Here is a 26270-nt window from a genome sequence, read left to right on the forward strand (position 1 = left end):
CTGTGAAGCCCGAAAACATTGAAAGGCGATTGAAAGGTTAGTGAAAGCTTCGCCCTTTAGCATCCAACCACGGTGGTCTATGCCCGCCGAGTTGCCTGACCCGTAGCGCCCGAAAAACGCCTCGAAGCGTTTTCGCCAGAATAAGAACAATAACGGAGTACACCACGATGCTGTCGACCCAGCCACAGGCTTGCCCGCCTGTTCGTTCTTCCCGCCTGACCCACACCGCCCTCGCCAGTGCCGCTGCCCTTGCCGGCTTTTCGCCGCTCAGCCAGGCTGCCTTCTTCGAAGACAGTAGCGCGACCCTGGAAACCCGCAACATGTACTTCAACCGCGACTTTCGCGACGGTACCAGTGCCCAGCAATCCAAGCGCGACGAATGGGCCCAGGGCTTCATGCTCAACGTGCAATCGGGCTACACCGACGGCACCGTCGGCTTTGGCGTGGATGCGCTGGGCATGCTCGGCGTCAAGCTCGACTCCAGCCCCGACCGCACCGGCACCGGCCTGCTGCCGACCCACGATGACGGCCGCGCCGCCAACGAGTACTCCAAGCTGGGCCTGACCGGTAAAGTGAAAATCTCCGCCACCGAGCTGAAGATCGGCTCGCTGATCCCCGAACTGCCGATCCTCAAGCCCAACGACGGGCGCATCCTGCCGCAGACCTTCAACGGTGGCTTGATCACCTCCAAGGAACTCAAGAACCTGGTATTCACTGGTGGTCGCCTGGACAAAGCCAAGGACCGCGACGACACCAACTACGAAGACATCGCGCTCAATAACAAGAACAGCCGCTTCCTCAGCGGTGCCACCGGCAAGCACTTCAACTTCGGCGGCGTCGACTACAAGTTCGCCGACAAGATCACCGGCAGCTACCACTTCGCCCAACTCGACGACGTGTATCGCCAACACTTCCTCGGCATGGTCGCCTCACGCCCGATGGGCCCTGGCACTTTCGCCGCCGACCTGCGACTGGCAATCAGCGATGACACCGGCTCGGCCCGCGGCGGCAATATCGACAACACGTCCCTCAACGGCTTGTTCAGCTATGCCCTCAATGGCCATAAGCTCAGCGCCGGCTACCAGCACATGTCCGGCGACAGCGCCTTCCCGTATGTGGATGGCAGCGACCCGTACCTGGTCAACTTCGTGCAGATCAACGATTTTGCCGGCGCCGAAGAACGCTCCTGGCAGGCACGCTACGACTACGACTTTGCCAAGCTGGGCATTCCTGGCTTGAGTTTCATGAGCCGTTACCTCTCGGGTGACAACATCAAGCTCAAGAACGGCGAGACCGGCAAGGAGTGGGAACGCAACAGCGAGATCAAATACGTGGTGCAAAGCGGCACGTTCAAAGATGTGGCCGTGCGCCTGCGTAACGCCACCTATCGTTCCAACTATTCGGCCCGTGACGCAGATGAAATGCGCTTGCTGGTCAGCTACAGCGTCGCACTTTGGTAGTAACCCCCTCATAACAAAAACGATGGAGATCACCATGACCCTTTCACTGCGTAAATTTGCCCTCGCCGCTGGCTGCATGCTGTTCGCCGGCCAACTGCTGGCCGCCGACGAACCCAAGCGTCCGGAATGCATCGCCCCGGCCTCCCCAGGCGGCGGTTTTGACCTGACTTGCAAACTGGCGCAAAGCGCGCTGGTGAACCAAAAGCTGCTGACCAAGCCGATGCGTGTGACCTACATGCCAGGCGGCGTGGGCGCGGTAGCCTACAACGCGGTCGTCGCCCAGCGCCCTGCGGATGCGGGCACGTTGGTTGCCTGGTCGAGCGGTTCGCTGCTGAACCTGGCCCAGGGCAAGTTCGGCCGTTTTGATGAAAGCGCCGTGCGCTGGTTGGCGGCAGTGGGCACCAGCTATGGCGCCATCGCGGTGAAAAGCGACTCGCCCTACAAGACCCTTGATGACCTGGTCAAAGCCCTGAAGAAAGACCCGGGCAGCGTGGTGATCGGCTCCGGCGGCACCGTCGGCAGCCAGGACTGGATGCAAACCGCGCTGATCGCCAAGGCCGCCGGGATCAACCCGCGCGAACTGCGTTACGTCGCCCTTGAGGGTGGCGGTGAAATCGCTACGGCTCTGCTGGGGGGGCATATCCAGGTGGGCAGTACCGACATCTCCGACTCCATGCCGCATATCCAGAGCGGCGATATGCGCCTGCTGGCGGTGTTCTCCGAGCAACGCCTGGATGAGCCGGAAATGAAGGATATCCCGACCGCCAAAGAGCAAGGCTACGACATCGTCTGGCCGGTGGTGCGTGGCTTCTACCTGGGGCCAAAGGTCAGCGATGCCGACTACGCCTGGTGGAAAGACGCCTTCGACAAACTGCTGGCTTCCGAGGAGTTCGCCAAGCTGCGTGACCAGCGCGAGCTGTTCCCGTTCGCCATGACGGGCCAGGAGCTGGACACCTACGTGAAGAAACAGGTGGCTGACTACAAAGTGCTGGCCAAAGAGTTCGGCCTGATCCAGTAATCGCCCCTCTTTTGTGTAATGCCCCTGTAGGAGCGAGCGTGCTCGCGAAGAACCCAAGGACATCCACGTGCGTCCAGAGAGCACGCGTTATCGTTGACGTTTTTCGCGAGCAAGCTCGCTCCTACAAGAGGGGCCTTGGAGTTTTCTATGCTCTTACAACGCATTTTCGCTGCCGTGCTATTGCTGGCCTGTATCGGCCTCGCGCTGATGGCCTGGCCGTATCAGGCGGCTTTTTCCTACGAACCCGTAGGGCCAAGAGCCTTCCCCCTGCTGTTGCTCGGGCTGATGGGCCTGGCGCTCATCTACATGATGATTCGCCCGCAGGCGACCAAACACACTGACGATGAACCCGCGCTGGATCAACCCACGTTGATCAAGATCGGCATCTGTGTGGCCCTGCTGCTGGTGTTTGCAGGCACATTCGAATCCTTGGGTTTCATTCTCAGCAGCATGCTGATCGGTATTCCGATGGCACGGCTGTACGGCGGCCGCTGGTTGCCCAGCGTGGTGATCATCACCTTGATGAGCGTCGGTCTTTATCTGCTGTTCGATAAAACCATGGACGTACCGTTGCCCCTCGGCCTGCTCGACGTTCTGGAGAACTGATATGGATACTTTTGGCTATTTGGGCCAGGGTTTCGGCGTTGCGCTGAGCCCCTATAACCTGGTGACCGCGTTGTGCGGCACCCTGATTGGCACCGTGGTCGGCCTGTTGCCGGGCCTGGGCCCGATCAACGGCGTGGCACTGCTGATCCCCATCGCCTTCGCCCTGGGCTTGCCGCCAGAGTCGGCGCTGATCCTGCTGGCAGCCGTGTACCTGGGCTGCGAATACGGCGGCCGCATCAGTTCGATTCTGCTGAACATCCCGGGCGAAGCCTCCACCGTCATGACCACCCTCGACGGCTACCCGATGGCCCGCAAAGGCCTGGCTGGCGTGGCACTGTCATTGTCGGCCTGGAGTTCGTTCATCGGCGCGTTTATCGCCACCTGCGGCATGGTGCTGTTCGCCCCGCTGCTGGCCAAGTGGGCGATTGCGTTCGGCCCGGCGGAATATTTCGTCCTGATGGTGTTTGCGATTGTCTGCCTGGGCGGCATGGCCGGTGACAAACCGCTGAAGACGTTTGTTGCCGCGCTGATCGGCTTGTTCCTCTCTTGCGTGGGCATCGACGCCAACAGCGGTGTGTACCGCTTTACCGGCGATAATATTCACCTGACCGACGGTATCCAGTTCGTGGTCCTGGTGCTCGGCCTGTTCTCCATCAGCGAGATTCTCCTGCTGCTGGAAAAAACCCACCGTGGCCAGGAAGCAGTGAAAGCCACCGGGCGCATGATGTTCAACGCCAAGGAAGCCTTGTCGGTGCTCACTGTGAATCTTCGTTGCGGCGTGTCGGGCTTTATCATCGGCGTGTTGCCGGGCGCTGGTGCAACCATGGCCTCGGCCGTTGCCTACATGACCGAGAAACGCATCGCAGGCGCCAGCGGCAAATTCGGTCAGGGCGACATGCGCGGCCTGGCCGCCCCAGAAACCGCGATCGGCGCATCGGTCTGCGGCGCCATGGTACCCATGCTGACCCTCGGCGTTCCTGGCTCGGGCACCACGGCGGTGATGATCGGCGCCCTATCGCTGTACAACATCACCCCCGGCCCACTGCTGTTCCAACAGCAACCGGACATTGTCTGGGGCCTGATCGCCTCGTTGTTCATTGCCAACATCATGCTGGTCGTGCTCAACATCCCGATGATCCGCATCTTCACCCGTATCCTCGCCGTGCCGAACTGGGCGCTGGTGCCGGTGATCGCCATCATTACCGCGATTGGCGTGTACGCCGTGCATGCCACCACCTTCGATCTGTTCCTGATGATCGCAATCGGCATCTTCGGCTACATCCTGCGCAAGCTGGACTTCCCGCTGTCACCGCTGCTGCTGGGCTTTATCCTCGGCGGCCTGATGGAGCAGAACCTGCGCCGTGCGCTGTCGATCTCCAACGGTGCGCTGGAAATCCTGTGGTCGAGCCCGATCACCTTTGGCGTCTGGGTGCTGACCGCAATCATGCTGCTTGTACCGCTGCTGCGTATCTGGCGTAAACGCGTGCAACAGCGTCGTGCCCTGGCCGATGTCTGAGGTCACCTTTAAACATTGGTGGGGAACACCGCTGGTCGGCCTGGCCGGCGGTTACCTGGCCAGCCTGGTCGGCTGGCCTTTGCCGTACATGGTCGGCTCGTTGCTGGCGATCATCCTGGTGCGCTGCCTGACGCCCTGGCAATTGGCAGAGATTCCCGGCGGGCGCAAATGCGGCCAATGGGTGGTGGGCATCGGCATCGGCCTGCACTTCACCCCGGTGGTGATCGAGCAGGTGATGAGCCACTTCGGCCTGATTTTCTTCGGTGCACTGGTCACCAGCTTGTCGAGCGTGGTGGGCGTGTGGTTGATGCGCCGCAGCGGTGAAGACCGCGCCACGGCGTTTTTCTCCAGCATGCCGGGCGGTTCCGGGGAGATGGTCAACCTCGGCGCCCGCAATGGCGCGGTGCTCAGCCGGGTTGCGGCCGGGCAAAGTCTGCGGGTGCTGGTGGTGGTGCTGTGCGTGCCAGCGATCTTCAAATATTTGCTCGGAGGCGGCGCGCCGCAGTTCCATCCGGCGCCCGTGGACTGGGCGTGGCTGGCCGTGCTGTTTCCGGTGGGTGCGCTGGTTGCCTGGGGCTGGCAACGCTTGCGCCAACCCAACCCTTGGCTGTTCGGGCCATTGCTGGTGAGCGCGATCGCCAGTGTGACCTGGGATTTACACATCGGCCTGCCCGACGGCGGCAGTCAGATCGGCCAATGGTTGATCGGCAGCGGTTTGGGCTGCCACTTCAATCGGCAGTTCTTCCGTCGCGCGCCATCGTTCATGGGCCGCACCTTGATTGGCACGGCATTGACCATGCTGCTGGCGACGTTAGCGGCGGTGGGCTTGAGCGCCCTCACTCACCTCGACCTGCGATCACTGACCCTGGGCATGATGCCAGGCGGTATCGCTGAAATGAGCCTGACAGCTGAAACCCTGCAGCTGTCGGTGCCCTTGGTGACGGCGATGCAGGTGATGCGCTTGTTGTTCGTGCTGTTTTTGGCCGAGCCTTTGTTTCGGCACTGGAACCGTCAGCCAGCCCCCCGCTAAAACCTCCCACATGTTGAATGTGCCAGGCCTCACACCGGTGGCAAACGCCACTCGATGGGGGCCTCGCCATTCTGCTCGAGAAACTTGTTGGCCCGGCTGAAATGCCCGCAGCCCAGAAACCCGCGATACGCCGACAACGGCGACGGATGCACCGAGGTCAGCACCAGATGCTTGGTGGCGTCGATGAGCTTCTGCTTGCTCTGAGCATGGGCGCCCCACAGGAGGAACACCAGGTGAGGCTGATGCTCGCTGACTACCTCGATAATCCGATCGGTGAAGAACTGCCAGCCCTTGCCGGCATGGGCGTTGGCGTTGGCGCGCTCCACGGTCATGGTGGTGTTGAGCATCAGCACGCCCTGGTCGGCCCAGCTTTGCAGGTAGCCGTGGTTGGGGATGTCGATGTTCAGGTCGCGCTTGAGCTCTTTATAGATATTGACCAGCGACGGCGGTGCCGGCACGCCCGGTTGTACCGAGAAGCACAAGCCGTGGGCCTGGCCAGGGCCGTGGTACGGGTCTTGTCCGAGAATCACGACCTTGACCTTGTCCAGCGGCGTTGAGTTGAGCGCGTTGAAAATCAATGGGCCGGGGGGGTAGATCTCTTTGCCAGCGGCATGTTCCTGGCGCAGAAACTCGCGCAATTGCGCCATGTAGGGCTTCTCGAACTCCTCCCGCAGGGCGTGTTTCCAGCTGGGTTCGAGTTTGATACGGTCGCCATCGGTCATAGTTGAATTGTCTTGTAAAAAAGAATGAGGCGAACCCTAGGAAAGCCGACCCCGCTTGTCAATTGATCTGACACAGCACCGGCACTTTCCCACGAAGGGATCATACTCATCCTTCACCTTCTCGATTGAGGCCACGATGAACCTGCATTTCGAAGAACTGACCGGCAGTGGCGGCGCTCGCATCGGTATCGCCAGCCTGGACGCGCCAAAGTCCCTTAACGCCCTCTCCCTGCCGATGATTCTGGCCCTGGATGAGCGCATGGAGGCCTGGGCCAAAGACCCGCAGATCGTCTGCGTGCTGCTGCGCGGCAACGGCCCCAAAGCTTTTTGCGCCGGTGGCGAAGTGCGCAGCCTGGCTCAGGCTTGCCGTGAACAGCCGGGCGAAGTTCCGACCCTGGCCGCGCAGTTTTTTGCCGCCGAATATCGTCTTGACTACCGCCTGCACACCTACCCGAAGCCGTTGATCTGCTGGGGCCACGGTTATGTATTGGGCGGCGGCATGGGCCTGTTGCAAAGCGCCGCCGTGCGTATCGTTACGCCAAGCAGTCGTTTGGCCATGCCCGAAATCAGCATTGGCTTGTACCCGGATGTGGGGGCCAGTTGGTTCTTGTCCCGCTTGCCGGGCAAGCTCGGCCTGTTCCTGGGCCTCACCGGCGCCCATATCAACGGTCGCGACGCGCTGGACTTGGGCCTGGCCGACCGTTTCCTGCGTGATGACCAGCAAGACGATCTGCTCGATGGCCTGCTGCAGCTGAACTGGCAGGAACAGAGCGCGATGCAACTCAACAGCTTGCTCAAGGCCCTGGCGCAGGAGGCAAACAGTGATCAACCCGAAGCGCAATGGCTACCGCGCCGCGCACAGATCGACGAATGGCTTGATGTAGGAGATGTGCGGTGTGCCTGGCGCGCCTTGAGCCTGCTGCGCGACCACAGCGACCCGCTATTGAGCCGGGCCGGCAAAACCCTCAGTGAGGGCTGCCCACTGACGGCGCATCTGGTGTGGGAACAGCTCCAGCGTGCCCGTCACCTCTCATTGGCCCAGGTGTTCGAGATGGAATACACCCTGAGCCTCAACTGCTGCCGTCATCCGGAATTCGCCGAAGGGGTTCGGGCGCGCCTGATCGACAAAGACCAGGCGCCTCGTTGGCACTGGCCGGATATCAACACACTCCCGGAAACGGTGGTGCAGGCGCACTTTGACAAGGCCTGGGAAGGTAGGAATCCTCTGGCGGATTTATCTGACTACTGACAGGTCTGTACGCTTGTCGTTGACCTTGAAAGCGCAATTGTCCGGCTGGCTGTCCTCGCACGTATACACCGGCAACTCGAACGCATCGGGCTGCAGCCTCCAATACAAGGTGCTGGTCAACGACATGTTGATAACCTCATTTCCGCTGCTTGGCCTCAACGCTACAACACCGTTCCAACTGGTGCGGTAGATGCACTTGTCCATGTAGCCGTTTCCTCTCTCCTCGCCGTCGCCCGGCATGAAGATTGCGCCAATGAACCCGTCGACAACACCACGCGACGCTACCTTCGGGCTTTGCCAGCGCAGGCCATTGTCCTGGGCGCGATAATGGCCGTCTGCATACGCGACCTGCGACGGATAAGGACAGCCTTGCTCCGCTCTTGCCGATGCAATGAAGCAGCTCATCAGCAGGAGCACGCAAATCAATTGTTTGAACATAGGGTTTCCATCTGCTCAGTCTCACCACGCAAAAGCACAAGGCTCCTCGTTAGTGAAGTACAGCTAGCGCCTCAAAGATAGCTGTTAAATCTGACAGTACGGACATACGGTACCTATAAAAAACGGCGCATGATGCGCCGCTTGTTTTTCAAGATATTTAACGGTGACCGCCGCGGCCACCTCCGTGGTCGGAACCGCGTCCACGCCCGCCATTGCCCCAGCGGTCGCCCCACCCCTGGTTTGGGTAGGGCCGGTACCCGGCGCGGGGGTAATAGCGCGGGGCCGGTTGGTAGTAGCGCGGCGCCGAATAGTAGCGAGGCTGTGGCGCATAGTAGCGAGGCGCTGGCGCGTAATAGCTGCGCCCAGAAGGGTAATAACGCGGGCCGCCGTAGTAATAGGCTGGCGCCGGCGCGGTGTAGACCTCGGAGCGATAGTAGGTAGCGCCTCCATCGTAATAGGGCACGCAGGCTGAAAGGGTCAGGCCGAGCAAAGCGATGAGCAGCAGTCGTCGATACATGGCGGCCTCCTGGACCGCGGAAGAGCTCCTCCAGCGACGCTGGCGAGCGGCATTCAGCTTTCACTGAATGACGAAACATCTGACATCAAAAACCGAATCTGGTGCGTTCGCGACACAACTGGAAACACCTGTTTCAGACGAAGTGAAAGCCCGCCAAAACGCCATGATGATGGAATGCCGCGCAGCCGCGCTGTATCGTGCAACAACTAACGCGCCCTACCCGATTCCCTTCTGAACCGACCCATGATCACACCGACCCTTTGCCCCGCCTGTGGTGCCCGCAACGACTGCTCCCTGGCCGATCCGCGCACTGCCGATCAAGCCTGCTGGTGCTACGGCGTCATCATCGACCCGGCGGTGCTTGAAGCCCTGCCGGATGAGTTGCGTGATAAAGCCTGCCTGTGCCCACGCTGCGCCCAGGTGGACGAACAGTTGCGTAACCGCAATGCGCGTTGATCGTTTCCTCAGCAACCTGCCACAGTTCAATCGCAAGCAAGTGCGCCTGTTGCTGGTGGAACGCCGGGTGACCGTTGAAGGGGTTGCGGTCAGCGATCCTCACCATGACGTACGTGAATTCAGCCAGGTCTGCGTTGACGGTGAAATCCTGCAAGCGGGCAAGCCGGCGCGCTATTTCATGCTGCACAAACCCCGGGGTTGCGTCAGCGCCACGTCGGACCCGCAACACTCCACGGTCCTTGACCTGCTGGACGAACCGGACAAAGCCGAACTGCATATCGCCGGGCGCCTGGATTTCAACACCACCGGCCTTATCTTGATCACCAACGACGGCCAATGGTCGCGGCGCCTCACGCAACCGCAGACCAAGTTGCCCAAGGTGTACCACGTGCAAACCGAACAGGACATCAACCCGCAGTACGCGGTGACGTTCGCGGCGGGCGTGTATTTCGCTTTCGAAGATCTCACCACCCAACCTGCCGAACTTGAACTGCTGGGCCCCAGGACAGCGCGGTTGAGCATCATCGAAGGCCGATATCACCAGGTCAAACGCATGTTCGGTCATTTTGATAACAAGGTGATCGGCCTGCACCGCGAGCGAATGGGGCCCTTAGTGCTCGATGCGTCGCTTGCGCCGGGTCAGTATCGGCCACTGACTGACGAAGAGATCCTAAAAGTCTGACGACCGTTCAGCCGATGATGGCAAAAAACCAGCCCGTCGCCTTGCGACATGCGTTCCGTACTGCTTGAATCAGGGCTTCAGCCAGATAATGACTGATGAGTCGCCTATAACCTCCAAGAAACACCTTGCCTCGCCCGCGCTTGATCCTCGGGCCTTCCCGGCAAACCGCCCGCCATAACAACACCCGCCGGCCAGCCGTCATCGGACCGACATGGGCCCTCATTTTCCAGGCGTATGCCTACCTGTCATAAAGCTCGTGCAGAGTGATCTGCGCGCACTACCCGCTTGCCAGGAGTCTTACGACATGAGGCCAGAAATCGCTGTGCTGGATATACAGGGTCAGTATCGGGTGTACACGGAGTTCTATCGCGCGGACGCGGCGGCAAAGACCATCGTCCTGGTCAACGGCTCAATGGCGACCACAGCGTCCTTCGCTCAAACCGTGAAAAGCCTGTACCCGCAATTCAATGTGGTGTTGTACGACCAGCCCTACGCTGGCCGTTCCAAAATCCATAACCGTCATGAGCAGATGCTTACCAAGGAAGTCGAAGGCCAGATCCTCCTTGAACTGCTCGACCACTTCGCCGCTGAACACGTATTGTCCTTCTCCTGGGGCGGGGCCGCCACGTTGGTTGCCCTCGCACAGCGACCCCGTCGGGTAGAAAAAGCCGTAATCAGCTCATTCTCGCCGGTGATCAATGCGCCCATGCGTGACTACCTCGAACGTGGCGTCGACTACCTGGGCAACCTCGACCGCGACCGCGTCGGCCATCTGGTCAACAGCACCATCGGCAAGCACCTGCCTTCGCTGTTCAAACGCTTCAACTACCGCCATGTCAGCAACCTGGCCGCACACGAATACGGGCAGATGCACTTTCACATCAGCCAAGTGCTCAACAGCGACCGGCAGTGCTACCTCAAGGCAGCCAGGCAGATCGATATTCCAGTGTTGTTCTTGAACGGCGAGTGGGACGAATACACCAGTGCAGACGACGCCAAACTGTTTGGCCAGCATGTGGCCAAGAGCAGCTTCAGCACCATTCAGGCAACGGGACACTTCTTGGACATGGAACATAAAGCCGCGTGCCGCGACAGCCGTGAGGCCGTGGTGGGCTTCTTGAAAGGGCAGCGGCCCGCAAGCCCGTTACGGTATAGCCAGGGCCAGGCGCAGCATGCATGGGCGCTTTGAAATCAGGCCTGACACTGTGGCGAGCAAGCTCTGTCGCCACACGCAACTCTCACATTTTTCAAAGAAAAACTTCAAATCCAGCTGAACATCTGGTACAAAGTCAGCCGCTCTGAGCGGGTATAGTTTAGTGGCAAAACGAAAGCTTCCCAAGCTTTAGTTGAGGGTTCGATTCCCTCTACCCGCTCCACTCAGATTTGCACTTGCGTCAGGGGTTTCTGGCGGAGGCTGCACAAAAAACCGGTCCTTGGTGACCGGTTTTTTTATGCCTAAAATTTAGTCTCCAGCACTCATCTGCTGCTCGGCTATCTGTTGAATCGCATCGTTGAATACGTGTTGAATCATCCACAGGAAAAAGCTGCTCGGGGTTTCTGGCATTCGCAGCGCGAAAAGTATTACAGCAGGAGCGATAGGTACGCCTAAGCAAAGTCTTACAGGAAGACCGGCAACACCTCACGATAATGTAGGCTCATCGGCCCAGAGTTCGGAAACATGGCAATGCTGGACACCAAAAAAGCCACACCCAAAATCATCCTGTGCCAAGTAGCCGGCTGGGTGTTGGTTTTGCCGCTGCTGGTCTCGTTTGTACGGCTGCCCTTCCCCCTCGGATTATTGCTGGAGTCAGGAGTGATTGCCTCCTCAGCGTATGGCGTGAGGTTTGCCTGGCGTCACGCAACCCCACGCGTGGCTGTGTTCGCTTTGTTTGTCACCCTGCTCAACGTCATTTCTATGGTCATGTTAAGTACAGCGTCCGTACTCAAGGCCCTTTACATTATCGCCTGGCTCTACTGGTACCCCTATTATTCCAACTGGGTTTACTGGAATGTCTAGTTTGGCAAGAATTTGACCGCAAGAAACGTAGTTCCCAGCCCCCTTGGTGGAACTACAGTGGCGTCGTCCCCATCAACGCCCTTCAAGGAAACTGCTCATGGACTACCAATACAAGCTCATGCCTTCCCCTGTCGGTGAACTCACTCTGGTGGCGCGGGATGGCAAACTCAACGCCATCCTCTGGGAAGTAGAACGTGCCAATCGCGTGCGCCTGGGTGAATTGATCGAAGCCGACGACAGCCCAATGCTCTTGGAAACCGAGCGCCAATTGCAGGAATACTTCACCGGAAAGCGTAACCACTTCGAACTGGAACTGGACTTCACCGGCACTGACTTCCAGAAGCAAGTCTGGCAAGCACTGCTGACCATTCCCTTCGGCGAAACCCGCAGCTATAGCCAGATCGCACAGCAGATCGGCAACCCCAAAGCCGTGCGCGCCGTCGGCGCCGCGAATGGGCGCAACCCCATTTCAATCATTGCGCCATGTCACCGGGTGATCGGCGCCTCCGGCGGACTGACCGGGTTCGCGGGCGGGTTGGCAGCCAAGCAGTATTTACTCGCACTTGAAGGCACAGGCCAGACGGAACTGGCGTTATAGGCGGTATTGACCCATACCCCGTCTGAAACCCGGCATGAAAACGGCGGTGGGAGTCCCCTCCCACCGCCGTTTTTCAGATCGGGCAGCGGCCTCAACCGTCGCCTTGATGGCCCTTACCGTAGGTCGACGCCAGGGCCCGGGCTTTTTGCAAGCGCTCTTCAAGCTTGGGTAGCGTCTCATCCACCAGTGCCTTTATCTCTGGCACATCCGACGCCGCGCCTTCTTTCTGGAACAGGGCGATGGCGTCTTCGTTTTCCTTGACCTGCTGCGCGGTATAGGCAGCGTCAAACGAATCGCCGTCCTTGAGTTCAGGCATCAGGGTTTCGGCTTTATCAACGATCTTCTCCCGTGGGGCCACTGGCAAATCAAGCTTCTTGGCGATCGCCGCCAAGTGCTGGTTGGCCAGCGTGCGCTCGTTGATGACCTCAATGGTGTAGTCCTTGATTTCCTGGGACGAGGTCTTGGCGTGGGCCATGCGACTGGTTTCGATATCGGCCATACCTTTGGCCGAAGCCTGCTCGATGAATTCTGCAGGCGACTGGGCGAAAGCATTGCTGGCGCCGAGGCCCAGCAGCATCGCGAAACTGGCGGTGCGTAACCGGATAGCCATGCGGCTCATGATGGGTTCCTCCAGGGCAAAAATAGGCGCGGGAGCATACAACCCGCCCTGAATTCGAATTTTCAGGGCGGTAAAGGTTTAGAAAAAACTTACCTGGGCGACGAACGGTCGTCGTCGCATCAGGCCGCTTTGCTGCCGAACAGGCCCGGCAATGCGTGCGCCAAAGCATTGAGGGCGAAGCCGATAAACATCACGCCGCAGAGCTTGGTGATCAGGATTTCATGGCGTTGATACAGCGTGCGCACCCGTTGGGCACCCACCACGCCAATCAGGATCGCGTAGGCCAGCAAGCCACCGATAAAGCTCAACAGAATCAAGGTCGGCAGCATCGACCAAGTCAACAACTCGGCTCGGCTGGAGAGCAACGCGGTGAACGTCGCCACGGCAACCGGGTAGGCCTTGGGGTTGGTCAAGCCAAACAGAATACCGTGCCAGAACGGATGGCGCGCCGCGCCCTGAGGGGCATCGCTATTGCGGCGCTGGGTGCGGATCGCACGCCAGCCGAGCCAGAATAAATACACCCCGCTGAGTACGCCGAGCACATCAAAGGCACTGCTGCCGACTTCTCGCGCACCGACGATGGCAATCAGCGCCGTGCTGCACCACACCACATCGCCGAGCAAATGACCGCACAAGAATCCTGCCCCGGCACGCCGGCCACGGGCCGCACCGATGCCGAATACGGCCAGGACACCGGGGCCAGGGGTAATGCCGTAGATAAAACCCGAAGCCAGCACGGCGAACAGCAAGGATGGGGTCATGGTAGACGCTCCGACAGACGCTTGAGGGTGAACGATTCTGCATGTTTCAGCGCGGTGGGTAAAACTTCATTCCAGCATAGGGCTGGGCGCGACAGGCTTGCAGCCGCGAGGCCAGATCGCCGACATGAACCTCGAGCTTATGGCCGTCGGGATCGAGAAAATAAAACGATGCGCCTTCACTGCGGTTGTCTCGCCACTCCTGTACGCCGGCGGCGCGCAGGCGTTCGACCAAGGCAGTGAAATCAGCAGCATCGACAGTGAACGCATAGTGGGTGTAATCCATCGCCGGAGCAGCCGAGCGCAACGGGTCCAGCGACAGGCACAGCCAAAGCCCAGGCAGTGAGAGGTAGGCACCGTTATCCCAGGTTGCGTCGAGCTGCAGGCGCAGCAGGTCGTGATAGAAACTGACGCTGCGCGGCACATCGGCGACGGCCAGGGTCAGGTGGTTGAAACCGCTGAGCATCTAGGTGTTCTCGCGTTATCGTGGGTCTGCGGACAATACACCCACCACCCTGCCAATCAACCACTGCAACCCCACATCCCCCCCCCGCCGCGTATGCCAGGCCAGCTCAAAGGCAAACGACGGAATATGAAACGGCGGTGGCACGGCCAGCAATTGCCGAGCGTCGATATTCATCAAACCCCGGGACGACACCGTCAGAATCAGGTCCGTGCCCTGGATCAACTGCGGCGCCACGCTCCAGTGCGGCAGGCTGATCGCCACGTGGCGGCGTTCACGAATGGCCGTCAGCGCCCGTTCGATTTCTGGCGTGCCGCTGCCGCGCATCTCCAGCAGCACATGGGGGCGTGACAGATATGTCGGCAGGTCCAGCACTCCGTTGGGCGCAAGGCTGGTGGGGTCGACCAGGCAGGTGTAATGCTCTTCGAACAGCGGCGTAGTCCGCAGTTCGGCGGGCATGTCGGGGAATACGCCCGCAGCCAGATCGAGATCGCCATTGAGCACACCCTCAACCATGCCTTCGCGGCTGGCCTGGATGATCTGCAAGTCGATACCGGGCGCTTCATGGCGTAGGACGCGAACCAAACCGGGCAGGAATATCGCCGCGCTGTAGTCCGACATCGCCACACGAAAGCGGCGCTTGGCAGAAGTGGGGTCAAAACGATTCGGCGCCAGTAATGCCTGCACCTGGGCCAGAGCTTCGGTCAATGGCGCCGCCAATTCCAGGGCGCGGGCGGTTGGCACCAGTGTGCCGCCCTGACGCATAAGCAGCGGGTCGCCCAGCATATCGCGCAGCCGTGCCAACGCATGGCTGACCGCCGGCTGGCTCAGGTGCAGGCGCTCGGCGGCGCGGGTGACGTGTTGCTCGCTGAGCAAAGCGTCGAGGATCACCAGCAGGTTAAGGTCGACGCGGCGCAGATCATTCATCAACTGCATGTCCAGCATAAGAATTTGGAATTTAAATTTGCGCGACGAATACCCTAGAGTCCAGCAAAACCTTTGGGAGCGTCGAGATGACTGTGTTGCATTGGGTAGGTTTGTTAGCGCTGGCGGTGTTAGCCGGCGCGGTAGTGCCGTTTCAGAGTGCGATCAACGCCAACCTCGGGCGCGGGCTCGGCCATCCGTTGTGGGCCACCCTGGCGTCGTTACTGGTGAGCATCATCGTGCTGCTGCCGGTGATTGTGGCGATGCGTTTACCCCTGCCGAGCCTGGCCTTTATCAGCAAGGCACCGTTGTGGATGTGGGCCGGTGGTGCCTTTGGCGTGTGTTTTATTTCATTGGCGTTGATGCTGCTGCCCAAGCTCGGCGCATCGGGCTTCATTGCGCTGGCCATGGCCGGGCAGATTCTCGCGTCGTTGCTGCTGGACCATTTCGGCCTGTTCGGCCTGGTGGAACGTCAGTTGACAACCTCCCGGGCGTTGGGCGCGTTACTGCTGATCAGCGGCGTTGCGCTGATTCAGCTCAGCGGCGCTCAGCCGCCAGGCGATTGATCTGGGCCTGCTCCACCACGGGCTGCGGCGCGCCTTGGCTGGCCGCCTGCAACATCGCACGGCCGACGGTCTCGGTGCTCACCACCCAATCCGGTTTCAGTCGCCGCACAAACGAAAGCACCGGCCCAAGCACGCTGTAGAAGGATTGGTACAACGGCGTCTTCGAACGCACACCGTGCAACGGCTGGATGATCCCGGGGCGGAACAGATACACCGCCTTGAACGGCAAGCGCAGCAAGGCATTTTCGGTCTTGCCCTTGACCCGCGCCCACATCGACTTGCCGGCTTCGGAACTGTCCGTGCCGGCGCCGGACACATAGATAAAGGTCATCTGCGGATTGAGCCGCGCCAGGGTGCTGGCCGCCACGAGGGTCAGGTCATAGGTGAGGTGGGTATAGCGCGCCTCCTTCATGCCCGCCGACGAAACACCCAGGCAGAAGAAACATGCATCAAAACCCTGCAGCAGGTTTTCCAGGGGGTGGAAATCCAGCATGTCGTTGTGCAACACCTGATGCAGCTTGCCATGCTCCTGGGTCAAGGGCGTGCGGCCGACGGCCACCACTTCCTGCACATCGACCGCCAGCAGGCACTCGCGCAGCACACCCTGGCCCACCATGCCGGTGGCGCCGAATAACAGAACTCTCATGAAGGGACCTCAGCGGCACGCCGCACGCTTGATGCTTGAATGCATTGAGCGTGTAGCTTACCGCGTGCTGCCATAGGCTGCCCCTATCAAAAAGCGCTACGAAAGATCTCCTCAATCTGACGCTGGTCCGCCCGCCGCGGGTTGGTCAGCCCGCAGGCATCTTTCAACGCATTGCTGGCCAGCAACGGAATGTCCTGCAACTTAGCGCCAAGCTCACGCAAGCCCGCAGGGATTTCCACGTCCTGTGACAACCGACGAATCGCCGCGATGGCAGCCTGGGCGCCCTCCTCGGCGGTGATGCCCTTGATATCTGCGCCAAGGGCCCGGCCCACGTCGCTCAGGCGTTTGGCGCAGACGCTGGCATTGAAGCTTTGTACATGGGGCAATAGCACCGCGTTGCACACGCCGTGGGGCAAGTCGTACAAGCCGCCCAGTTGGTGGGCCATGGCATGCACGAAACCCAGGGACGCGTTGTTGAAGGCCATACCGGCGAGGAATTGCGCGTAGGCCATGTTTTCCCGTGCGGCCTTGTCAGTGCCGTCGCGCACCGCCAGACGCAGGTTGACGCTGATCAATTCGATGGCCTTGATCGCGCAGGCGTCGGTGATCGGTGTCGCAGCGGTGGACACGTAAGCTTCGATGGCGTGGGTCAGCGCATCCATGCCCGTGGCGGCGGTGAGGCCCTGGGGCATGCCGACCATCAGGGCCGGGTCGTTGACCGACAGCAACGGCGTGACATTGCGGTCGACGATGGCCATTTTTACGTGGCGGCTTTCGTCGGTGATGATACAAAAACGCGTCATCTCGCTGGCCGTGCCAGCGGTGGTATTGATGGCTACCAGCGGCAGTTGCGGCTTGCTCGATCGGTCCACGCCTTCATAGTCGCCGATACGCCCACCGTTGGTGGCGCACAGGGCAATGCCCTTGGCGCAGTCATGGGGCGAACCGCCGCCCAGGGACACGACGAAATCGCAGGCGCTCTGTTGCAGTAACGCCAGGCCTTTTTCGACGTTTTCCACGCTGGGGTTGGGCTTGGCGCCGTCGTAGATCACTGAGTCGATATCCTGCATCGCCAGCTTCTCGGCGATCATGCCGGCCACACCGGCTTTGGCCAGGCCGACGTCGGTGACGATCAACGCCTTGCCAAAGCCGTAGTTGCGGATGGCGGTCATCGCTTCGTCGAGGCAATCGATGCCCATGATGTTGACGGCGGGGATAAAGAACGTGCTGCTCATGATCAATCCTCAAAGGCTTTATGCCGACAGAATCAACCTGTACCGCGTGGCGCATCTTGATCAGGATCAATGCCGGCTCGTGATAAAGTCACCCCCCAGCCGATTTCGAGTAGACCCGCCGCAATGAAGGATTTCCAGGATATTGACGCCCACCTTGAAGACTGGAGCTCCCTGCGCGCTGCCGTCGACTTCAGCGGGATTCTGATCGGCAACGGCGCCAGCCGCACGATCTGGGAAGACTTTGCCTACGACTCGCTGTTCGAAAACGCCCGTACCGTCGAAGAAAAACCCCTGAGCGCCTCCGAGCTCAGCGTGTTCGACGCCTTGCAAACCCGCAGTTTCGAGCAAGCCTTGGGCGCCTTGAAAACCACCAGCCGGGTCAACAAGGCCCTGGCGGTCAGCTCGGCGGCGCCGCGTAACCGTTACTACGCGATCAAGGAAGCACTGATCAACACCATCCATGCCGTGCACATTCCCTGGCGCCTGGTGCAACCGTCGACGCTGGCGACGATCAACGCGGAGCTGGCCACCTACGCCACCGTCTTCACCAGTAACTACGATTTGCTCAACTACTGGGCGACCCTGCACGCACCGGGTATCGACGACCTGTTTCGCAGCGCCGACTCAAGCTTCGACCTGCGCAATACGCGCACCGACATCACCCGCATCCTGTACCTGCACGGAGGCCTGCACCTGGTGCGCAACCTCGACGGCACGGCGCGCAAATTGCCGTCCACCGACAGCACCCTGCTCAGCAGTTTTGCCATCAACAACACGATCAAGACCCTCGACGATGTGCCGCTGTTTGTCAGTGAAGGCAAGGTGCAGGAGAAACTCAAAAGTATCCGCAGTTCGGATTATCTGTCGTTCTGTTATGAACAGCTGTTGAGCCATGAAGGCGCGCTGTGCATCTTCGGCCATGACTTGGGGCCGCAGGATAAACACCTGGTGGATGCTATCGGCCAGGCCAGCATCAGCACCCTGGCGATCTCGGTGTCGGGGCGCAGTGATGGGTTTGTTCGTCAGCAGAAGCGGCGGTATATGGAGCTGTTCGAGGGCTCTAATGTGGAACTGAGGTTCTTTACCGCGCGTACGCACCCACTGGGCAATCCGGCATTGTCCGTCCCTGTAGAACGCTGAGCAAAATGTGGGAGCTGGCTTGCCTGCGATGGCGGTGGGTCAGCGACAGATTGGGCACCGATAAACCGCTATCGCAGGCAAGCCAGCTCCCACATTGAATGCATTTCAAGTCGGGATCAGTCTCACTCCTCAGCGCTGTGCACCACCACCAGCAACTGCGCCTGCACCTCTCCCACCGAGCGAATCCGGTGGGGTTTCTGCGCGTTGAAATGCAGCGCATCACCGCGCGCCAACAGCACGCGCTCGTTCATGAAATCCACCTCAACCTGGCCTTCATGCACGAATAAAAACTCCTCCCCCAGGTGCTCCTTGAAGGTCTTGTCGGTGAACTCCGCCGGCGGATAAATGATGAACGGCAGCAGGCTGCGCTCGCTGACTTGGTGGGCCAGCACCGCATAACCCGGCGATGTGTCGGGCCGCTCATGGCTACGCACCAGGCTGTAGCTGTCGAGGCTGACGTTGTCTTCGCTGAACAGTTCTTCGACCTTCACGTTCAACGCCTTGGCAAGTTTCAACGCCGCAGCGATGGATGGCGTATTAAGCCCGCGTTCGACTTTCGACAGGTAACTCTTGGTCATCCCGGATTTTTCGGCCAAGGCCTCCAGGGTCACGCCAAGTTTTTTTCTTAATATTTTCAAGCGGATAGACATGTGCTGCGGTTAATCCCTGCAGAAAGCGATGAGACAGGTTTGCCAATGACACAAAGTGTCATATAGCATCTTTAGTGTCATTTGCATTCACCCAACGACCTTGCGAGCAGCGGGCGACCAGCAAATCCGACGTCCATTGAACCACCCAAAGGACACCGATATGGCCAAGACATTAGCACTCCCAAAAGACCAACTGGTCAAGCAAGCACTGAGCCAGATGCAAAACAGCCTGGCAGATAATACGTGGACCGACCGGCAAAAGCTGGCGCTGACCTGCCGAATCCTGTTCGAGTACGGCCACGACTCCGGCTTGGCCGGGCAGATCACCGCACGTGGGCCGACGCCCGGCACCTACTACACCCAGCAACTGGGCCTGGGTTTTGACGAAATCACGGCCAGCAATCTGTTGCTGGTCAACGAAGACCTCGAAGTACTGGAAGGCCATGGCATTCCCAACCCCGCCAACCGTTTTCACACCTGGGTGTACCGCGGCCGCCCGGATGTAAACTGCATCATCCACACACACCCCACGCACATTGCCGCGCTGTCGATGCTGGAAGTGCCGTTGCAGGTGTCGCACATGGACCTTTGCCCGCTGTACGAAGATTGCGCGTTCCTGGAGGCCTGGCCCGGCGTGCCGGTGGGCAATGAAGAAGGGGAAATCATCACCGCGGCCCTGGGCGACAAGCGCGCCATTCTGCTCTCGCACCACGGCCAGTTGTCCACCGGGGCCAGCATCGAAGAAGCCTGCGTGATTGCGCAGTTGATCGAACGGGCTGCCAAGTTGCAGTTGCTGGCGATGTCTGCTGGTACCGTCAAACCGATCCTGCCGGAGCTGGGGCGCGAGGCCCACGACTGGATCTCCAAACCCAAACGCCACGGCGCCGCGTTCAACTATTACGCCCGGCAAAACCTGCGCAAGCACGCCGATTGCCTGAACTGATTGCCCCCCTTTTCGACCGGAGTTTCCCCCATGTCCAACCCAACCATTCACGGCATCATCGGCTACACCATCACGCCCTTCAGCGCCGACGGCCAGCGCGTTGACCTCGACGCCCTCGGGCGCTCCATCGACCGCTTGATCAACAGCGGCGTCCACGCCATTGCGCCCTTGGGCAGCACGGGCGAAGGCGCTTACCTGAGCGATGCCGAGTGGGATGAAGTCAGCGCCTACAGCATCAAGAAAGTCGCCAAGCGCGTGCCGACCATTGTCAGCGTGTCCGACCTGACCACCGCCAAGGCCGTGCGCCGCGCCCGCTACGCCGAAGAGCACGGCGCCGATGTGGTCATGGTGCTGCCGGCCTCGTACTGGAAACTCAGTGACGCGGAAATCCTCGCTCACTACGCCGCCATCGGCGACAGCATCGGCGTGCCGATCATGCTTTACAACAACCCGGCCACCAGCGGCACCGACATGTCGGTGGAGCTGATCCTGCGTATCTTCAAGCAGGTCGAGAACGTGACCATGGTCAAGGAGAGCACTGGCGACATCCAGCGCATGCACCAGTTGAAACTGCAGAGTGACGTGCCGTTCTACAACGGTTGCAACCCGCTGGCGCTGGAAGCCTTCGCGGCTGGCGCCAAAGGCTGGTGCACCGCGGCGCCGAACCTGATCCCGCAACTGAACCTGAGCTTGTATCAGGCCGTACTGGCCGATGATTTGAACAAGGCGCGGGAGCTGTTCTACCGACAGTTGCCCTTGCTGCAATTCATCCTCAAAGGCGGGCTGCCGGCGACGATCAAGGCCGGGTTGCGCTTGACCGGGTTGGAGGTGGGTAATCCGCGCTTGCCGGTGTTCCCGTTGGGTGAGGCAGGGATCGGACAGCTCAAAGCGTTGCTGTCATCGGTATAAAAACGCCCGGCTCTCGCGAGCCGGGTGCAGGTCTTCTTGCACAACTGTCAGGTCTTGTCCTTGATAGTGACACTGGGACCATTGGTCTTGACGCTGGCAATGCCATTGTCTCGTGCGGCTGTAGAGGTGTACTGCTCACTGCTGCCGATCACTTGATGATTGGCCGCCTTGAGGTTGAAGAACGGTTGGCCGTTGCTGGCCACTTTTTTCTCATAACGTTCATCATGTGGGCTGTTTGTCTGCACTGAAGCAATGCCGGCTTCAGTAGCACCGCGGGTGGTGTAAAGCTCGCTGGTCAATATGGTTTCTGCGTTCGCCGCCTTAAGCACGAAACGAAACTGCCCGTTACTGCTTTTACTCAACTCATACCATCCAGCCATGACTTTCTCCTTTGAGTGGGATATCGCTCCCAAACTTGTAGGATTAAAGGCCATGCCCCAATTTTTTCCAGCCAAACACGGGAGATCTATTTAGCTGGAGACAAATGACAATAATTCTCGATATCATTCGCGACTTTTCCACGTCGTACTTCGTCAAGAAGGGTATCCATGTCTCGTCCCCAGCCCGACCCGTCGGCGGCCGATGCCTGTCGCGGGTTTTATGCAGACATTCTGTATTTCCTGCGTAAACGCACGGACAACGCCAGCGACGCGGCGGACATGGCCCAGGATGTGTTTACCCAATGGCTGGTCTACCGCGACCGTGCCAAGGTCGAGCAGCCACGGGCGTTTCTGTTCCAGATGGCGCGCAACCTGCTGCGCGATCACTGGCGCAAACAGAAGGTACGGCAAACCGTCCACCCTGATCACGCCGAAATGGATGCCGAGCCGGTCACCGACGAGCACAACGACCCCATGGCCGCCGCCCTTCGCCTGCAACGCCTGGAACAGTTGAAAGAAGTCCTTGCCGAACTCTCGCCGCGCCGACGAGAAGCCCTTATGCTGCACCGCTTCGAAGGCTTGAGCCAGGCGCAGATAGCAACGCGCATGGGCATCTCCACCAGCATGGTGGAAAAGCACATCGCCTTTGCCCTGCTGCACTGCAAGCGCCGCCTTCAACCCGCCCCCGGCACGGAGCAGCCAGAATGAACCGCCCGAGCGACACAGACGCGCTGGACAGCCAAGCGAGCGATTGCATCGACGCCCAAGCCGCCAGTTGGTTTGCACGCAACCGCAACGAAGCAAGCCGCGCCGACCGTAAAGCCTTTGCCGACTGGCAGGCGGTGCCCGCGCATGCGCGCGCCTATGCCGAATTCGAACAGCTGTGGGCCGACCTCGCCCAGTTGCAACAATTGAACAAACCGTTGGCACTGCCCAAGCGCAAGCCCAGCCTTTGGCGCCCTGCCCTGGCGATGGCGGCTGCTCTGCTCTGCGCCGTGCTGGCGACCTCTATCGGCGCACCGCGCGAGCTGTATCACAACCAGGTTGCCACCCATGCCAAGGGCATGCGCACTTTGAATCTGCCAGATGGCAGTACCTTGTATGTGAATGCCAACACCCATATCCGCGTGGACTTCAGCGCCCATCAACGGGTGCTGCATCTGGACAAAGGCCAGCTGTACATCGAAGTGGCCGCCGACAAGGAACGCCCCCTCTACGTGCAGGCCGGCGAGTCGAGCGTACGGGTGGTGGGCACGGCTTTCGATGTGCGCCGTGGGCAGCAGCAATTGGTGGTCAGCGTTGCCCATGGCCAGGTCGCTTTCGCGCCAAATGGCGAAAGCCCCGTCACCCTGCTCGACGCCCAGCAACGGGCCTCATACAACTACGCCAAAGGCACCGTGCAATCGCAAAGCCTCAGCGCCGAAGAGATCGCCGATTGGCGCAGCGGGCATTTGTCGTTTCGCAATCGAGAGCTGGCCAGCCTGATCGACGAACTTAGCCTCTACCGTCCACAAACGCCGTTGCAGGTCAGCAAGGCCGTCGCGCAGCTCAAGGTGTCGGGCAACCTTGATGTGAGCGACCCGGACGCCCTGCTCAACGCCTTGCCCGCGCTGTTGCCAGTGAAAACCGTGCTCTCGGCGGATGGCATCATGAGAATCGAGCCGAGCAAATAAACGGCAGAAACCACACATGAGAATATTTTGCATTCGCATGTGTGGTTTTTTTTGCCTGCCCCGTCTTCCTCCTGTCTGTGTTTGATACGCACACCTTTTTGGCTATTTAGCCGCTCCGGGGGATTTCATGTTTCGCGCGCCTTGCCACGCTTCGCACCTGTTTCTTCGACCGACACTCATGGCTACGTGCCTGGCCTTGAGCCTCAGCGCCGAAGCCGAGTCGCTCAAGCTGCACCTGCCGGCCCAGTCGCTGGCCACGTCCCTGAGCCAGGTGGCCCAGCAAGCGAAAATCCAGCTGCTGTTCGATGAAACCCTGCTCAAGAACGTGCAGGCCCCAGCGCTTGACGGTAACTACACCCCGGAAGTGGCCATCCGTTCCCTGCTCAAAAACGGTGAGCTCAACCTGATCAAGGTCGGCAGTACCTATGTGGTGCGCCCCGACGAGGGCAAAACCACCACCGGTGGCGCGATCCAGTTGGACACCCTGAGCGTGATCGGTACTGGCAATGAGGTAAACGCCAGCACCGTCAACCGCTCCACCCTGACCCAGGCCGACATCGACCGTTACCAGTCCAATAACATTCCCAGCCTGTTGCAGACCTTGCCCGGTGTCAGCCAGGGCGGCTCGCTGAAGCCCGGCGGCCAGACCATCAACATCCGTGGTTTCGGCGATGCCGAAGACGTGCCGCTGACCGTTGACGGTGCCACCAAGACAGGCTTTGAGCGTTACCAGCAAGGCACGGTGTTTATCGAGCCCGAGCTGATCAAGCGCATTGAAGTGGAAAAAGGCCCCAACTCGCCGTTCACCGGTAATGGCGGCTTCGGCGGCACGGTCAACATGGTCACCAAGGACGCTCCGGACCTGCTCAAGGACGGCCGCAACAGCGGTGCGATGCTCAAATATGGCTACTCCAGCAACGACCATGAACAGGTCTACAGCAGTGCCGTCTATGGCCGTACCGACGACGGCCGTTTCGATGCGCTGGCCTACCTGACCCAACGCGACGGCGGCGATATGAAGGTGGCCGCCAAATTGCCCAACGACAACAATGAGTACCCGATCAACCCCCAGCGCCTGCCCAACAGCGCCCAGGATGTGGACGGCAAGCTGTTCAAGGTCAACGCGCACTTTACCGATGAGCACAGTGTCGGGCTGTCGTACTCGCGCTCCCACAGCAACCGCTGGACCCCGTTTTCCGCCGCCAGCTACCCCACGCCGCCAACCCAGTTCAACATCGACCGCTACGGCTACGAAGGCGCGTTGAAGCGCTTCCTCGCCCACCGTGACACGGTCGACACCACCTGGTCGGGCAAGTATGAATACCAGCCGCTGGACAACCCGCTGGTGGACTTGACCATCAAGTATTCCCAGTCCAACACCGAACAGACCGATGAGCGTGACGCCACGGCGTTTTTCCAGTTGGCCACCGGCGGGCGCAAGATGGACACCGCCTACACCGACAAGCTCCTGGATATCCGTAACGTCAGCCTGTTTGACACCGGCCCCTTGCAGCATGCCGTGACGGTCGGCGGGCAAATCCGCAAGCACACCCGCGAAACCGAGATGTGGATGCCCGGCGCCACCTACAACACGCCGCGCTACAACTACGGGCACTTCCAGCCGGGCTTCATGCCCCACGGCAAAGTCGATACCAACAGCTTCTTTATCCAGGACGCGGTGACGTTGGGCGACGTGACGATCACGCCGTCGCTGCGCTACGACCATGTGCGCAACCGCGGCGAAGGCAACGATGCGCCCTACTACAACAACCCGGCAGTGGGTCACGACTACAGCGACCGCACCTACACTGGCTGGTCGCCACGCCTGGCGCTATTCTGGACCGTGACGCCGAGTGTGGGGCTGTTCGCCAACTGGAGCCAGACCTGGCGCGCCCCGGTGATCGACGAACAATACGAAGTGCAGGGCGTGGGCAGTCGCACCGCCACCAGCGTCGACCTGGACCCGGAGCGCATCACCTCGATCACCCTGGGCAACATCACCAGCTTCGATAACCTGCTCGCCCAGGACGACAACTTGCAACTGCGCACCACCCTGTTTCACAACAAAGTCGAAGACGAGATCTTCAAGGCCACCGGCGTGGGTTGCCAGAACCAGGCTGTCAATGGCGGCAGCATCGCTTCAGCTTGCCCGCCTGGGCCGATGTCCAACTACCGCAATATCGGCAGCCTGACCATCAAGGGCGTTGAGCTCGAATCGATCTACAACTCCACCTACCTGTTTGGCTCGGTGTCGTTCGCCTATGCCAAGGGCCAGCACCAAGGCGCCTACACCAATCCCTGGGGCCCGGACGTGGCCGCGCGGGATATTCCGCCGACCAAATGGGTACTGGTACTGGGCACTCACATCCCGGCCTGGGATGCCCAGGTGGGCTGGATGAGCCAATTCATCGGCGCCACCGACCGCCTGCCCAGCGACAAATACTCTGGCGGCCCGGGCTCCAGCATCGGCGATGTGTTCTACGACCAGTACGGCAACAAGCGCTACAACACCCAGGGCCTGTTCGCCAAATGGACACCGCAGCAGGCATATCTCAAAGGCACCGAGGTGAACTTCACGGTGGACAACCTGTTCAACAAAAACTTCCGCCCGGCCTTGAGCGGCGACCGGGCGTACACCAAGGGGCGTGATGCGAAGATCAGCGTGACGCGGTTCTTCTAAGCACACACGCATTCCAAATGTGTGTGTGGCTTGCCTGCGATAGCCATAGGTATCTACACAACTGTGCAGTTCGCCGCAGCCACCGGTAACCACGATGCGAAGCGAGCCGCTCTTGATCTTGATCTGCTTGTGATCTTGATCTCAGGCGCCCCGTTAAACCACGCTGGCCGGAATTCGCCAGTGATTTGGGGGGTAAACCGGCAGGGATGCCGGTTTAGCCGCCCCGCGCCATGGATGGCGCGTGGCGGCGGCCCCCAAAATCACTGGCGGATTACGGGCACACCGAGCCTAGGCGAGGTGCCGAGTGGTGGGGCAAGAGCGTTTTGCTTACTTTGCCGCTTTTGCAAAGTGAGCCGCCGTCAGGGCGGAACCCTA

30 protein-coding genes, 1 tRNA gene and 1 pseudogene are annotated in these 26270 nt (G+C 60.1%); 21 read left to right on the plus strand and 11 right to left on the minus strand.

Translation table 11 applies throughout. The features are described 5' to 3' along the window. The first annotated feature begins 167 nt into the window (after positions 1-167). From BT204_RS11195 to BT204_RS11215, 5 genes are all read left to right on the plus strand, one after another. Positions 168-1460, plus strand: a complete 1293-nt coding sequence (locus BT204_RS11195; protein ID WP_054897614.1) for an OprD family porin — start codon at positions 168-170, stop codon at positions 1458-1460. A gap of 28 nt (positions 1461-1488) precedes the next feature. Next, positions 1489-2478: a Bug family tripartite tricarboxylate transporter substrate binding protein gene (locus BT204_RS11200; protein WP_161793218.1), complete on the plus strand. Its 990-nt coding sequence runs from the start codon at positions 1489-1491 to the stop codon at positions 2476-2478. A 147-nt stretch (positions 2479-2625) separates the two neighbouring features. Continuing rightward, entirely contained in the window at positions 2626-3084 is a 459-nt protein-coding gene (locus tag BT204_RS11205; protein WP_003189430.1) for a tripartite tricarboxylate transporter TctB family protein, read from the plus strand. Between the two features lies 1 nt (position 3085). Continuing rightward, entirely contained in the window at positions 3086-4600 is a 1515-nt protein-coding gene (locus BT204_RS11210; protein WP_003189428.1) for a tripartite tricarboxylate transporter permease, read from the plus strand. Next, entirely contained in the window at positions 4593-5630 is a 1038-nt protein-coding gene (locus BT204_RS11215; protein ID WP_072446829.1) for an AbrB family transcriptional regulator, read from the plus strand. Before BT204_RS11210 ends, BT204_RS11215 begins: the two co-directional genes overlap by 8 nt. A 29-nt stretch (positions 5631-5659) precedes the next feature. Here BT204_RS11215 and ung read toward each other — a convergent pair whose 3' ends face one another. Then, complete coding sequence (ung, locus tag BT204_RS11220; RefSeq protein ID WP_020301023.1) at positions 5660-6352, minus strand: uracil-DNA glycosylase; 693 nt, start codon at positions 6350-6352, stop codon at positions 5660-5662. A gap of 136 nt (positions 6353-6488) precedes the next feature. Here ung and BT204_RS11225 point away from each other — a divergent pair, with 136 nt between their 5' ends. Continuing rightward, on the plus strand, positions 6489-7601 hold the full coding sequence (locus BT204_RS11225) for an enoyl-CoA hydratase/isomerase family protein (RefSeq protein WP_054917625.1): 1113 nt from the start codon (positions 6489-6491) through the stop codon (positions 7599-7601). Here the strand turns inward: BT204_RS11225 and BT204_RS11230 are convergent. Both BT204_RS11230 and BT204_RS11235 read right to left on the minus strand, forming a co-directional pair. Beyond that, entirely contained in the window at positions 7587-8039 is a 453-nt protein-coding gene (locus BT204_RS11230; protein WP_054897618.1) for a DUF3757 domain-containing protein, read from the minus strand. The two genes, BT204_RS11225 and BT204_RS11230, sit on opposite strands and share 15 nt — an antisense overlap. 157 nt (positions 8040-8196) lie before the next feature. Then, complete coding sequence (locus tag BT204_RS11235) at positions 8197-8556, minus strand: hypothetical protein (protein ID WP_019818497.1); 360 nt, start codon at positions 8554-8556, stop codon at positions 8197-8199. Between the two features lie 67 nt (positions 8557-8623). On the opposite strand from BT204_RS11235, the gene BT204_RS27875 reads away from it, so the two are divergent. The 8 genes and pseudogenes from BT204_RS27875 to BT204_RS11265 all read left to right on the plus strand — a co-directional run bounded on the left by BT204_RS27875 (position 8624) and on the right by BT204_RS11265 (position 12309). Next, complete coding sequence (locus tag BT204_RS27875; RefSeq protein WP_155290838.1) at positions 8624-8791, plus strand: hypothetical protein; 168 nt, start codon at positions 8624-8626, stop codon at positions 8789-8791. Between the two features lie 8 nt (positions 8792-8799). Further along, positions 8800-9012 carry a cysteine-rich CWC family protein gene (locus BT204_RS11240; protein ID WP_034126556.1) on the plus strand — a complete coding sequence of 71 codons (213 nt, stop codon included), beginning with the start codon at positions 8800-8802 and terminating at the stop codon, positions 9010-9012. After that, the gene (locus BT204_RS11245; RefSeq protein WP_054917624.1) at positions 9002-9694 is read left to right on the plus strand and encodes a pseudouridine synthase; all 693 of its coding nucleotides are present in this window, start codon (positions 9002-9004) and stop codon (positions 9692-9694) included. Before BT204_RS11240 ends, BT204_RS11245 begins: the two co-directional genes overlap by 11 nt. Positions 9695-9998: 304 nt before the next feature. Beyond that, the gene (locus BT204_RS11250) at positions 9999-10883 is read left to right on the plus strand and encodes an alpha/beta fold hydrolase (protein WP_072446831.1); all 885 of its coding nucleotides are present in this window, start codon (positions 9999-10001) and stop codon (positions 10881-10883) included. 113 nt (positions 10884-10996) lie between these two features. After that, positions 10997-11070: transfer RNA gene (locus tag BT204_RS11255), tRNA-Gly, on the plus strand. Positions 11071-11177: 107 nt separating this feature from the next. Continuing rightward, positions 11178-11293: pseudogene (locus BT204_RS27370) on the plus strand (type II toxin-antitoxin system HicB family antitoxin); the annotation flags it as partial. 85 nt (positions 11294-11378) lie between these two features. After that, positions 11379-11711: a hypothetical protein gene (locus tag BT204_RS11260; protein ID WP_054898755.1), complete on the plus strand. Its 333-nt coding sequence runs from the start codon at positions 11379-11381 to the stop codon at positions 11709-11711. 97 nt (positions 11712-11808) lie between these two features. After that, positions 11809-12309, plus strand: coding sequence for a methylated-DNA--[protein]-cysteine S-methyltransferase (locus tag BT204_RS11265; RefSeq protein WP_072446832.1), 501 nt, complete (start codon positions 11809-11811; stop codon positions 12307-12309). Positions 12310-12400: 91 nt separating this feature from the next. Here BT204_RS11265 and BT204_RS11270 read toward each other — a convergent pair whose 3' ends face one another. The 4 genes from BT204_RS11270 to BT204_RS11285 form a co-directional block, all read right to left on the minus strand. Then, the gene (locus BT204_RS11270) at positions 12401-12928 is read right to left on the minus strand and encodes a DUF4142 domain-containing protein (RefSeq protein ID WP_003189402.1); all 528 of its coding nucleotides are present in this window, start codon (positions 12926-12928) and stop codon (positions 12401-12403) included. A gap of 119 nt (positions 12929-13047) precedes the next feature. Continuing rightward, entirely contained in the window at positions 13048-13689 is a 642-nt protein-coding gene (locus tag BT204_RS11275; RefSeq protein WP_034126551.1) for a LysE family translocator, read from the minus strand. Positions 13690-13735: 46 nt separating this feature from the next. Further along, entirely contained in the window at positions 13736-14152 is a 417-nt protein-coding gene (gene fos / locus BT204_RS11280) for a fosfomycin resistance glutathione transferase (protein WP_054917612.1), read from the minus strand. A 15-nt stretch (positions 14153-14167) separates the two neighbouring features. Further along, on the minus strand, positions 14168-15094 hold the full coding sequence (locus BT204_RS11285; RefSeq protein ID WP_072446834.1) for a LysR family transcriptional regulator: 927 nt from the start codon (positions 15092-15094) through the stop codon (positions 14168-14170). 68 nt (positions 15095-15162) lie between these two features. Between BT204_RS11285 and BT204_RS11290 the strand changes: the two genes are divergently transcribed. Beyond that, a complete protein-coding gene (locus BT204_RS11290; protein WP_054917607.1) occupies positions 15163-15639 on the plus strand; it encodes a DMT family transporter in 477 nt (158 codons plus the stop codon). Here the strand turns inward: BT204_RS11290 and BT204_RS11295 are convergent. Beyond that, on the minus strand, positions 15611-16285 hold the full coding sequence (locus BT204_RS11295) for a Rossmann-fold NAD(P)-binding domain-containing protein (RefSeq protein ID WP_060764400.1): 675 nt from the start codon (positions 16283-16285) through the stop codon (positions 15611-15613). The two genes, BT204_RS11290 and BT204_RS11295, sit on opposite strands and share 29 nt — an antisense overlap. Positions 16286-16371: 86 nt before the next feature. Continuing rightward, positions 16372-17520, minus strand: a complete 1149-nt coding sequence (gene yiaY, locus BT204_RS11300; RefSeq protein WP_072446836.1) for an L-threonine dehydrogenase — start codon at positions 17518-17520, stop codon at positions 16372-16374. A 123-nt stretch (positions 17521-17643) separates the two neighbouring features. On the opposite strand from yiaY, the gene BT204_RS11305 reads away from it, so the two are divergent. Continuing rightward, positions 17644-18660, plus strand: coding sequence for a DUF4917 family protein (locus BT204_RS11305; RefSeq protein WP_072446837.1), 1017 nt, complete (start codon positions 17644-17646; stop codon positions 18658-18660). 122 nt (positions 18661-18782) lie between these two features. Here BT204_RS11305 and BT204_RS11310 read toward each other — a convergent pair whose 3' ends face one another. Next, positions 18783-19310 (minus strand): helix-turn-helix domain-containing protein, encoded by a 528-nt coding sequence (locus BT204_RS11310; RefSeq protein WP_054898731.1) that lies wholly within the window; start codon positions 19308-19310, stop codon positions 18783-18785. A gap of 160 nt (positions 19311-19470) precedes the next feature. Here BT204_RS11310 and BT204_RS11315 point away from each other — a divergent pair, with 160 nt between their 5' ends. After that, the gene (locus BT204_RS11315; protein ID WP_034126544.1) at positions 19471-20253 is read left to right on the plus strand and encodes an aldolase; all 783 of its coding nucleotides are present in this window, start codon (positions 19471-19473) and stop codon (positions 20251-20253) included. A gap of 30 nt (positions 20254-20283) precedes the next feature. Beyond that, positions 20284-21162, plus strand: coding sequence for a dihydrodipicolinate synthase family protein (locus BT204_RS11320; protein ID WP_072446839.1), 879 nt, complete (start codon positions 20284-20286; stop codon positions 21160-21162). A gap of 47 nt (positions 21163-21209) precedes the next feature. On the opposite strand, the gene BT204_RS11325 is transcribed toward BT204_RS11320, so the two are convergent. Continuing rightward, the gene (locus BT204_RS11325; RefSeq protein ID WP_034126542.1) at positions 21210-21542 is read right to left on the minus strand and encodes a YegP family protein; all 333 of its coding nucleotides are present in this window, start codon (positions 21540-21542) and stop codon (positions 21210-21212) included. Positions 21543-21710: 168 nt separating this feature from the next. On the opposite strand from BT204_RS11325, the gene BT204_RS11330 reads away from it, so the two are divergent. The 3 genes from BT204_RS11330 to BT204_RS11340 all read left to right on the plus strand — a co-directional run bounded on the left by BT204_RS11330 (position 21711) and on the right by BT204_RS11340 (position 25895). Continuing rightward, positions 21711-22250: an RNA polymerase sigma factor gene (locus BT204_RS11330; protein ID WP_072446841.1), complete on the plus strand. Its 540-nt coding sequence runs from the start codon at positions 21711-21713 to the stop codon at positions 22248-22250. Beyond that, on the plus strand, positions 22247-23215 hold the full coding sequence (locus BT204_RS11335) for a FecR family protein (protein WP_072446843.1): 969 nt from the start codon (positions 22247-22249) through the stop codon (positions 23213-23215). Before BT204_RS11330 ends, BT204_RS11335 begins: the two co-directional genes overlap by 4 nt. Positions 23216-23342: 127 nt before the next feature. After that, on the plus strand, positions 23343-25895 hold the full coding sequence (locus tag BT204_RS11340; RefSeq protein ID WP_072446845.1) for a TonB-dependent receptor: 2553 nt from the start codon (positions 23343-23345) through the stop codon (positions 25893-25895). The last annotated feature ends 375 nt before the right edge of the window (positions 25896-26270 follow it).

It is taken from the genome of Pseudomonas sp. NFPP02 (genome assembly GCF_900119355.1).
Taxonomy (GTDB): domain Bacteria; phylum Pseudomonadota; class Gammaproteobacteria; order Pseudomonadales; family Pseudomonadaceae; genus Aquipseudomonas; species Aquipseudomonas paracarnis.